The sequence below is a fragment of the Sphingobacterium sp. UBA7253 genome (genome assembly GCF_002472745.1).
In the GTDB taxonomy this organism is placed as follows: domain Bacteria; phylum Bacteroidota; class Bacteroidia; order Sphingobacteriales; family Sphingobacteriaceae; genus Sphingobacterium; species Sphingobacterium siyangense.
Genome location: NZ_DKSP01000055.1, coordinates 1 through 11022, shown reverse-complemented (window position 1 = coordinate 11022; position 11022 = coordinate 1). Strand labels below are relative to the sequence as shown.

Here is an 11022-nt window from a genome sequence, read left to right as displayed (position 1 = left end):
GCTTGTTCAAGTATATCCATTAAAAGACTTTTTGCTTCCAGCACTAGCTTTTCATTAATATGAAACAACGCCGTGCGCCCGGTATATTTTTTTACTAAAAAATTCAAATGGCTAGCTGTGAGATTCAGTTCATCTGCGATTTTTCGAACCGTTGGCCTTCCTTCTTTTCGTATATCGGGGGCGTCAATAGCATAAGCATCGAGCACTTTTCTAAACTTGACCATCAGGGAGGCCTGTTTTAACTGAAAAGGAGTTTTTACCTCCTTATCTTTATAATACAGACGACGGATTTGGATAAGCAATACCTTTAATAAAGTTTGCATCATTTCAAAATTATCCTCCTGTCCCGATTTCATTTCAAGAAGCAGCGTTTCGGCTGTATGCGATACCTTGTCCATATCTTGCTGCGAAAGCCTCAGAAGTGAATTGGCCCCACGCATAAAAAATGGGTAATCTTTTTCAAATTTGGGTTTTAGAGGGTCTATTCCAGCAAATTCGGACGTAAAACAAATGAGATAGCCATAAATCGTTTCCTCACGCTGCCAGCTTTCCATTTTACCGGGATATGCAAAGTAAATACTGTTAGCTGAAGTATAGATGGTTTCGTCAGGAAGCAGGAATCTGGGCCCCTGTGTCTTGCAGATTAAAATACGAAAAAAATTACCTCGGAAAAGCGGCATGAAAAGCAATTTGCCTTTTGCCTGGTCTTCAATCCGCATGACGTTAAATAAATCATTCACAGCTGTGCCAATCCTAAAAGTATCGAAAAATTGACTAATGGTATCGAGCCATGGAATTAAAGCCTGTGTCTTTTTGTTTTTCATGCATTAAAGAAATCTATCAAATTTAGCCAATAGCGCGCTATAAAATAAAGGAATTATCAACTTTGACTTAGCGACAAGTTTAAACCTCGTTAACCCGAATAGCCATTATTGACTAAATCATATACAAGTCTTTCATACCTAGTTATTGCTGTCATTTATCAACCATTTTCTCAAAAGCTCCAGCAATGTTTCTTTAACAAAAGGCTTCACAGCAAAATCATCCATTCCACACGAAATGCACCTTTCCTTTTCGTCCTTAATATTACTGGCTGTCAATGCTATAATTGGCGTATGTATCCTCCCCTCTTCATTTCTTCTAATCAATCCAGTTAACTCATAACCATTCATTTCAGGCATCTGTATATCCATGAAGACCAAATCAGGCCTATTCTCCTTGAACAATTCAAATCCCATTACCCCATCGACCGCCTCTATGATTTCCACATTGGGAAGAACATTCTGTACAATGGTTCTAGTAAGCAACATATTAAATTTGTTGTCTTCAATAATTAAAATCTTGTATTTTCTTTCCAAAAAGGCCGTTTCTTTTTCGGCATATTTGATCGTTTCTTCATCCTGCTGTAATGCAGCAACTAATGTTGAATACAGTTGATCTACTTTAACTGGTTTATTAATACAATGAATAATATGGCTGCTTTCAGCAATACGGGCTGGGTTGGTCTCAAGGACGGATAACATTAAAACTACGGGCTGTCCAACTCCTTTGTAGAGTGACTTTTCCCTAATTTTTTTTATCGTATCGATACCGTTCATTATAGGTAGATCATTATCAATAATAATCGCATCATACCGCTCACCTTTGGCCAACATTTGAAGAACTTCAAATCCGTTATCGGCCAACGAGACATTAACTTTCTTCAAATACAACATCAATGCAATATTAGCTCGATCGGCATCTTGTCGGGCAACTATCATAACCTTTAAGGATTCTAAAAGTTTCCATTCATACACATCCCCCTTTTGCGACCTTAATGTTATTTCAAAATAAAATTGACTCCCTTTCCCATATTCGCTCTCCAATTTTAGTTTACTATCCATCATTTTTAGCAATTGATTTGAAATACTAAGTCCAAGCCCTGTTCCGCCAAATCTCTTGCTTATTGAAGCATCTTCTTGAGAAAATGCTTCAAATATTTTTTGCTGTTTTTCTGGTTTAATACCTATTCCGCTGTCCGTTACACTGAAGCGCAGCGTGGTGGAGTTTTCGTCCGAGGATAGTACATCGACATGTAGTGCAACACTTCCCTTGTCCGTAAATTTTATTGCATTACTTAGAAGATTCATGAGCACCTGTTTGAGTCGAAGTGAGTCAACCCAAACATAATGCGGTAGCGATTCTGATAAATTTACCCGAAAATCCAATTTCTTGGCCTTCCACTGAAAGTCAATCAAACTTGTAACCTGAGCAAACATCTCATACAAATCATTTTTTTCAATCGAAAGCTCCAATTTGCCGGCTTCAATTTTAGAAAAATCAAGTATATCGTTTATGATGCTCAAAAGAAGATTAGCAGACTGATCGACAATAGAAACATATTCTTTTTGTGTATCGTCTAGTTTTGTTCGACTCATCAAATCCGTAAAACCTATAATTCCGTTAAGAGGTGTACGAATTTCATGACTCATATTAGCGAGAAACTCTGACTTCGCCACGCTACCCTGGTCAGCAAGCTTTTTAGCTTTCTCTAATTCTTCTCTTTGAAGAACAATCTTCGTGATGTCTGTGGCAATGCCAAGATAACCTATAATCTGACCAGAAATATCGCGCATTGCAGTGACTGCTAGAGATACGTAAAGTCGCGTAAAATCTTTTTTTATATAAGTCCATTCTCTTTGCTCGGATCCGTAGCGCTCTGCCATCTCGACAAACACCCTAAATTCACTAATCGGATACCCAAATTTACTTTCAAGTTCCTTCGCTCGATCTTTAACTTCCCTACTGCTATGAAATAATGTCGGCGTAATTTTACCGATCACTTCATTACCTTTATACCCTAATAAATTTTCTGCGCCCCGGTTGAAAAGTGTTATCAACCCTTCTGCGTCAGTTGCTATGATAGCGACTGCAGTAGTGGCATTCAACACATCTTCGAGCAATTTCTTAGAACGAATCGATTCCGCCTCAGAACGTTTACGTTTATCAATATCCTGAAAAGTGCCATATAGTCGAACGCACTTCCCTTTTTCAAAAGTTGCTTTCCCTAGTGCTCTAACCCACAAGCTTGTACCCTGATAGGTATCAATTTCTAATTCAAGATCCCATGAAGCTCCTGTAGCGATTGCACTATTGATAGCCTGAACAATTTTAATCCTATGTTGAGGATTTTTATAAAACTCAATTGCTGTTTTAATAGTTGGACGATAATCCTTTGGAACCCCATGAATAATCTTTGTCATTTCAGACCAATCGATATAATCATCAACTAAATCATACTCCCAGCTCCCCACTCTGGCCACCTGACTGGTCATGTCTAGTGTAGATTTCGCATATTCCAATTTACTAGTTAACTGGAGGTGCTGGTTTTTCTCTTGAAGTAAGCCAAGAACTTCTGTGCACAATAATGAAAAAAGAGTCTGTTGATTATCAGAAAGCTTGTTTGAGCTACTATCCATAACGCTTAAAAAACCAACTATTTTTCCTTCGTGATTGATGAGTGGTGCTTCATAATAATACAGTATTCCAAAATTCTGGAAAATCACTGAATTGCGCTGCGAAGGAAGTTCATTGCTAAGGTCTGGAAATTCTAGCGTGCCGTTGTCATCAAACACATAGTCCAAAAATACTTTATCGATACTTATATTTCCATCGACATCATGAAAATAGGTCCGTACAAAATTTTTACTGTTGTCGAATAAAGTCAACACCGCCATTTCCGTATTACAAATCAATTTCGCTTTAAGGAGCACTCCAAAAAGATCTTTCTTAATCATGTCAGCGACTAACTTATAATCATTATCCATGATGAGGTGGTCACTGTTATCGTTTTTAGGGTACCTTTGATTCTGCATAAGGTTGTAATATGCTATAGAAATTTAAAGTTTATAACAAAACAACAATTTTATTTGAATAGTTTTTTAATAAAAAAAGAATTAATTCAAATTAAAATATTTTGGAGAACTAGGCATACGCGGAATCATGCGTCATCTGTTCCCTTATATTCCATTACATCAAAGACTTTGATCTGCTCCGCATACATATCAACCGTTGGCTAAAGCCGGGCGGCAGTTTTGTGTTTTCTGTTGAGTATCCGATATTCACTACTAGACCCGACCAAGACTGAATCTACGATGCAGCCGCAAACAAGTTGTACTGGCCCGTAGACCATTACTTTGGAGAAGCAAGGCGGGAAACACACTTTTTACAAAACAATGTAATAAAATAACATAGGACACTTACCACATACCTTACAACCCTGCTGGCCCATAACTTTGCGATCAACTTAGTTACTGGACCACAGCCTAACATGGAGATGGTTAACCATGTTGCCTGAATGGCAGACGAACTCAAAAGCCCTATGATACTGATTGTGTCGGCACAAAAAAGGCCGGAATAAACCAGCCCTGATATATATAGTTATGATCCCAATAATGGGATAGTCGGTTTCAAAAAAATGCTGGCCTAACAAGTGCAAATCAAGCCAGCAAAAGCAATCTTCTCATTTTTCGTATAAGAAACAATTGTAATGTCTTACTCGTTTGAAAAAAATAAAAAAACCTTGAGGAGGGGATCTCAAGGTTTTTACTACCTGTTATTAACCTAATTTATGAAAGTACTCTTATAACAATGGTTAGTTCGCCTTCGTTTGATCTTTTTATAAAAAAGTTGAGTTCGTATTCCCTGCTTCACAATTATTTTATTTAAATGAGAGCTTATTCAAAATAGTATTGTCTAAGACCAACTTAACCTATAAAAAAGAAAAAGGCCACTTAGACAGTATCCAAGTGACCTTAAAATCTTATATTGTAATCTGTTTTATTTTCCTTTAGCCTTCTCTGCCTCGATCTGCTTTACAAACTCTACAGTGACGTCCGCTAATTCGGCTATCTCCGATATCGAAAACTTATTCGAAGACAAAAGATTTTTTATTACTTCCGCCTTCCCTTCGGCTTTTCCTTCAGCTTTTCCCTCAGCCATTGCTTTTTCGCGCGCTCGTTTCAATTGATCCTCCTGACTACTTCGGATACTCTCGGCATCCCATTTATTCCTTAAACTTACGTTGTACATCTCTCGTTCCTCCGGTTTTAGTTTGCTATACTCTGCTAACTGAAATAACTTCTCAAAAATAGGCTTACGCAAATAAGTGGAAAGTCCATTTAGCGAAGACATATTTTTGAGTACATAAAGCCAACGATCTAAATCATTAACTAACTCTGCCTCAGCTTTAACAAAGTTAACCAATTCCACATATATAAAGCCTAGATCGTCATAAAATATTTTACCATGATCTCGATAACATAAACAAATATCGTGCAGAAAACACTTCTCATCCCCCGCATCAGGCATTGCAAATCCATCCATCAGTACAATGATATAAACTTCACTAATTGCATAATTCCAAGCCCTTCGGTTGCCTTTGGGTGCCTGATCCGCTATCAATTTACTGCTGTAATAAAGCATGCGCTTTTTCAAATTATCCTGCGCCGTGCGCTGCACTTCAATAATAAAACGTTCGCCATTGTCTGCCGTACAGGTCAGATCAAAAATAACGGTACCGATATCCTCTGTATCCCCGACATGCTCATTTTTGTTATAATACAGGTCGGCAATAATCTTACGTCCTCTAAACAGTTCGTTTAAGAAAGCGATCAGAAGATCTTTATTGGTATCTGATCCGAAAACTTTTTTAAATCCATAATCTGTTGTAATATCGATATATTTCGACTGTTTCAACTCACTCATAATACATTGTTTTTAAATTGGTTAACAATACAAATATAAGTAAAAAAACATTTTAATACTAATATTTTTAGTATTAAAACATTAGTATGTATATGAATTAAAACAAGTTCCCCGATGAAGATCATTTTCGTCCTATTCACTCCTCGGATCGGGTTTTAGCGGCATCTTGCCACAGCGGATCACCTCAACGGAAGGGCAACCGTATTCCAGAACAACTTTGCCTTAAACCAAATAGACTCCTGCTCCACGGAGTGGATATTTGGCTAGGCTCTGCGGGAAATGGACGGTATCAAAAAATCGTCCCTCGGCATCGAGAAAAGTACCAAATTTCATCAGGTCGCCACGCTTGTCTTCACAAATTTCTCACAGACAAAATCCCCCACAACGCGGATTATTTTCCCTTCGTGCAGATGAAGTTCCCTGGCAGGCATATCGCCCCGATAATCGCTTTTGGTAAGTTCGAATAGCGTACCCGTTACGCAAAAGCCAATCAGCTCCATCTCGTCGTAATAATCCTCCAAGATATCTTCTTCCAAAGGGGGAAGAATAGGCTTGCGACTTTCGGTCTCAAAGAGCGCCATACCTGCTGCGACAGGCTTATGCTTGCTCATCATCAGGTGAGCTGCCCACAGCAATTGCTTTTCCAAGAACTTTACGATAATGTACTAAAGTCGATCAATAGCTTATATTCCAATCCCAAAGAAGGCCTAACTTTGGTTCCTGGGCAGGCGATCACTTTAGCGGCTTACAAACATAGAGGACTTAAAACATCCGCTATTGCTTACTATGATGTCGATTACACCTTGTCTTTTTTGTTTAAAGATGGAAAAATAAGAATTAATAGTCCAACTTTTAATGCTCAAATTATGAACTACAACGGCACTTGGAATAAAATGGACGTGAAAAAATTTTATTTCAAAGGTAACGGTAATCCCAAAAGGGAGAAAAGCCATCAATTCGTAAACGCGTACTTTAATGGGCTGATCAAATCCATTCTTGAAAAATCCGCCAATATTGATAATTGGTAGATGAATTTACCAAAATAAGTTGTTCGTATATACGCTTATCCTGGTATTTTTGCTTAACTGTTATTTTCAAATCGAATAGACCAATTAACTATATTTAAGTTTCCCTACACATTCCCTGGGTATCACATTAAAGGCGTCTTGGCACGGCGGATCGCCCGAGACATAGGATAAAAAAGATCCAATATTTCCATAAGGGGCTATAACTGTATTGACAAGAGTATTTAAGCACCCTTGTCAATCGTTAAGGGAGCCTTTTTGGCTAGGCGTCCCTATAGTTAAATGATATTAAATTCCAGCTTCTTTATCGGTAAAAATCTGGACTCCTGCTTTCTTTTCAATTAACTGTAGCGGATATAGTTCAGGATTATATACACCATTAAGAACTTCATTCAAAGCGCTTCTCTTGGATTTACCAAAGGTAACAATCAGAATATTTTCAGCTTTATTGATAATAGGTTCAGTCAAAGTAATTCTGAACATTGCCTGTGGCTTTAGATAGTAGGCGTCAACCCATTTTTCTTTTTCTTGTAAGATCTTTTCTCCTGGAAACAGAGAAGCTGTGTGGCCATCATCACCCATTCCTAAAAGGATGAAATCAAAAATACCTTCAGCTCTCAAAACATTTCTGATTTGGGCTTCGTATGCTTTAGCGTAATTTTCAGGCTCAATTCCCTCTTTATACATGGGGAAAATCTGATTTTTATTGACCGGAACCTTATTCAAAAGTACTTCCAAAGTCATCTTAAAATTACTTTTCTCATCTTCAAGAGAAACCCATCTTTCATCTACCCAAAAAAAATGGATTTTGTTCCAAATTATTTTATCTGCATATTCAGGAGTAGCTAATAAACTAAAAATAGCTTTCGGTGAAGAGCCACCACTCAACGCGACCACAAATTTATCATGCTTCTGAATCGCTTTTTTCGAAAGCTCAACAAATGTATCTGCTGCTTCTTTATATAAAGCATCCAGATTATTAAATATCGTAATATTCATTCTCTTTTCATTAGATTTTAAACCCACTGATGTCCCTGCCGCTCTACCAGTGCATCACTGTCATCAGGGCCCCAGTTTCCTGAAGCATAATTTGGGAAAGATGGGTCTTTGGTTTTTTCCCAGGTTTCCTGAATCGTTTTTATCACATCCCAAGCTTCTTCTACCTGATCAGAGCGCATAAACAGTGTAAGGTCTCCCACAAGGGCTTCCAATAAAAGAGTTTCATAAGCTTCGGGAGTATCGGTCTGACAGGCAAAATTATCGAAAATCATCTCCACAGGTTTAAGCTCTAAAGACAAGCCTGGTTTTTTAGACATAAACTGCAATCTGATGTCCATTTGTGGCTGGATATTAATAACCAATCGGTTTGCCGACAGAAGCGAGGTGCTTTCTGAAAACGTAGAATTTGGAAGTGGCTTAAACTGAATCGTTATATAAGAATGCTTTTCTTTCATCTTCTTACCGGTACGAACATAAAAAGGAACATCCTCCCATCTTTCATTATCCAGATAAAACTTAATAGCGACAAATGTTTCCGTATTGGAATCATGAGCAATTCCCTCTTCCTGGCGATAGCCATTTACTTTTACCCCATTTACTTTGCCTCGTCCGTACTGTCCTCTTACCGCATAATGATCTACTTTTTCGGGAGAAATCCTACGGATGGATTTTAAAACATCAACTTTACGATCCCTGATCTCACCCGATTCAAGTGAAGCCGGAGGTTCCATAGCAACCATACAAAGAATTTGCAAAAGATGGTTCTGAATCATATCGCGCAAAGCTCCTGTCTGCTCATAAAAACTGGCTCTTGTTTCCACACCTACTTCTTCGGCGACCGTAATCTGTACCGATTCTATATGTCTGTGATTCCAAAGAGGTTCAAAAATTGAATTTCCGAACCTGAACGCCAAAATATTCTGAACGGTTTCTTTACCTAAATAATGATCGATACGATAAATCTGTTCTTCCTGGAACGTTTGTGAAAGAAGGTTATTTAGCTCAATGGCAGATTCTTTATTGTGACCAAAAGGTTTTTCGATAATAATTCGATCTGTTGCAGGATCAGATGCTATTGACGTATTTTTAAGATGATTTGAAATTACAGATACAAAGTTTGGTGCAATGGACAAATAGAAAAGTCTGTTGCCTCTCATTCCGTACACCTTATCAAAATTTTCCAGTTTCTGATATAAATTCCGATAAGAGCTTTCTTCATCAAGCTGATGCTGAAAATAGCAGATGTGAGCCTGAAAACCAGCCCAATCTTCCTTGATTACAGCCTTCCGGGAAAAACTCTCTATATTTTCTTTAATATAAGCCCTGAATTTTTCATCCGTATTTTCGGCTCTTCCTAAAGCTAAGATATTAAACCCCTTTGGCATTCTGCCATCGATATATAAATTGTAGAAGGCAGGAAAAAGCTTTCTTTTTGCCAAATCCCCTGTTGCACCAAAAATAACGATCGTTGTTGGATGCAGGATTGTATTGTCACTCATTGTTGAATTCAGTTATTTGGGTTTTGCCATGACGTATGAAAGACTCCTTCTCTGTCAGTTCTTTGGTAAGTGTGTGCACCAAAATAATCACGCTGAGCCTGAAGCAGGTTTACAGGTAAAGATGCTGTGGTATAAGCTTCGAAATACCCTAGAGCCGACTGAATTCCTAAGCTTGGAATTCCGTTTGATACAGCAAAAGCCGCTGTTTTTCTTAATGAAGAAATTTTATCTTTTACAATTTCTGAAATTTCCTGATCCAATAAAATATTAGATAAGTTCTCGTATTTTGAATAAGCCAGATAAAATTTCTCCAATAAAACCGAACGAATGATACATCCACCTCTCCATATTTTAACAACATCTTTTAACGGAATTTCAAACTGATATTCTTCCGAAGCTTTTACCAATAATGCCAATCCTTGCGCATAACTGATTAAAGTAGATAAATACAAAGCATCCCCCACCTCTTTGATGAACAATTCTGTGCTTTCAAGAGTTTTTACTTCTTCTTTAGCATATAATTGCGAAGCTTTCACGCGCTCATCTTTGTAAGCGGATAAAATTCTTGATGTGACCGCAATATCGATGGTTGGAATAGACACCCCAACTTCCATAGCCTCCTGGGAGGTCCATTTTCCGGTTCCTTTTGCTCCTGCTTTATCTAAAATCTTGTCGACAAGAAAACCGTCGGTTACATCATCTTTTTGCTGGAAAATATCTCTTGTTATTTCAATAAGGAAAGAATTCATCTCGCCTTCATTCCATCTTTTGAAAACTTCATGCAATTGGTTATTGTTAAGATTAGCTCCTTTTCTCAGTAAATCGTATGCTTCACTGATTAATTGCATGATGGCATATTCTATACCGTTGTGAACCATTTTAACGTAATTCCCTGCAGCTCCTTTTCCCATATAAGCGGTGCAGGGCTCCCCCTTTACTTTTGCTGAAATAACTTCCAGCATAGGCTTCACTAAATTGAAAACTTCCAAATCTCCACCCGGCATAATACTCGGTCCTCTTCTTGCGCCCTGCTCTCCTCCAGAAACACCCATTCCCATAAAATGAAGGTTTTTAGAAGCTAAATCAGCTATACGTCTCTCGGTATCTTTGAAATAAGAATTTCCCGCATCAACGACAATATCATTTGGACTCAGAAGCGGTGTTATGCTTTCAAGAACAGCATCAACCGGTTTACCTGCAGGAACCATCAAAATAACTTTTCGCGGACTGTCTAAACTCAACACAAATTCATCTAGAGAAACAGTTCCAACAACCTTTGTACCTGAAGCAACTCCTTTACGAAGTTCAATTACCTTTTCTTCATCTAAATCGAATCCTACGACAGAAAAACCATTATCTGCAATATTGTAAAGCAGATTTCTTCCCATTACACCCAGACCAATGACCCCGTAATTATACTTTTCCATTCTTACTTAAAGTTTAGTTTATGCATCAAATTTACTGAAATGCATGCCAGCAAAAAAATTATCTAAAATTTTCTTTCAATTCTGACTTAGTTATCATCAACTGGAAAATATCATTAGTTATTTGGTTACGAGCTTCCAATATAAAAGAAGAGCGCCTTAAACAAGGCTAGTCAATACAAGTCTTAACATATCCGAATTCAAAATTATTTTATCAGGTATCGCATCAAAGCCCACATTTTCATCAACTTCTGAGAATCCTATTTGATTAGGTTCAAATTGAAAAACGTAGAATTTTTTATTAAACCAAACATCACTTGCGTCCTAAAC

Annotated in this window: 8 protein-coding genes; 1 reads left to right on the top strand and 7 read right to left on the bottom strand. The window is 37.7% G+C overall.

From position 1 onward, the window contains the following. The 4 genes from B2X72_RS05025 to B2X72_RS05010 all read right to left on the bottom strand — a co-directional run. A partial coding sequence (locus B2X72_RS05025) for an AraC family transcriptional regulator (protein WP_286848458.1) occupies positions 1–824 on the bottom strand: 824 nt, incomplete at its 3' end. 138 nt (positions 825–962) lie between these two features. Continuing rightward, entirely contained in the window at positions 963–3806 is a 2844-nt protein-coding gene (locus tag B2X72_RS05020; protein ID WP_286848457.1) for a PAS domain-containing hybrid sensor histidine kinase/response regulator, read from the bottom strand. A 1012-nt stretch (positions 3807–4818) separates the two neighbouring features. Then, on the bottom strand, positions 4819–5745 hold the full coding sequence (locus B2X72_RS05015) for an Rpn family recombination-promoting nuclease/putative transposase (protein ID WP_286848456.1): 927 nt from the start codon (positions 5743–5745) through the stop codon (positions 4819–4821). Positions 5746–6077: 332 nt separating this feature from the next. Further along, positions 6078–6359, bottom strand: a complete 282-nt coding sequence (locus tag B2X72_RS05010) for a hypothetical protein (protein WP_286848455.1) — start codon at positions 6357–6359, stop codon at positions 6078–6080. Here B2X72_RS05010 and B2X72_RS05005 point away from each other — a divergent pair. Next, on the top strand, positions 6345–6773 hold the full coding sequence (locus tag B2X72_RS05005; RefSeq protein ID WP_286848454.1) for a hypothetical protein: 429 nt from the start codon (positions 6345–6347) through the stop codon (positions 6771–6773). The genes B2X72_RS05010 and B2X72_RS05005 overlap by 15 nt on opposite strands. A 285-nt stretch (positions 6774–7058) precedes the next feature. Here the strand turns inward: B2X72_RS05005 and pgl are convergent, their stop codons facing one another. The 3 genes from pgl to gndA are packed head-to-tail and all read right to left on the bottom strand — an operon-like array spanning position 7059 to position 10695. Next, positions 7059–7769, bottom strand: a complete 711-nt coding sequence (gene pgl / locus B2X72_RS05000) for a 6-phosphogluconolactonase (RefSeq protein ID WP_286848453.1) — start codon at positions 7767–7769, stop codon at positions 7059–7061. Between the two features lie 17 nt (positions 7770–7786). Beyond that, complete coding sequence (gene zwf, locus B2X72_RS04995; protein WP_145327329.1) at positions 7787–9268, bottom strand: glucose-6-phosphate dehydrogenase; 1482 nt, start codon at positions 9266–9268, stop codon at positions 7787–7789. Between the two features lie 8 nt (positions 9269–9276). Beyond that, the gene (gndA, locus tag B2X72_RS04990; RefSeq protein ID WP_145327330.1) at positions 9277–10695 is read right to left on the bottom strand and encodes an NADP-dependent phosphogluconate dehydrogenase; all 1419 of its coding nucleotides are present in this window, start codon (positions 10693–10695) and stop codon (positions 9277–9279) included. Positions 10696–11022 lie beyond the last annotated feature (327 nt).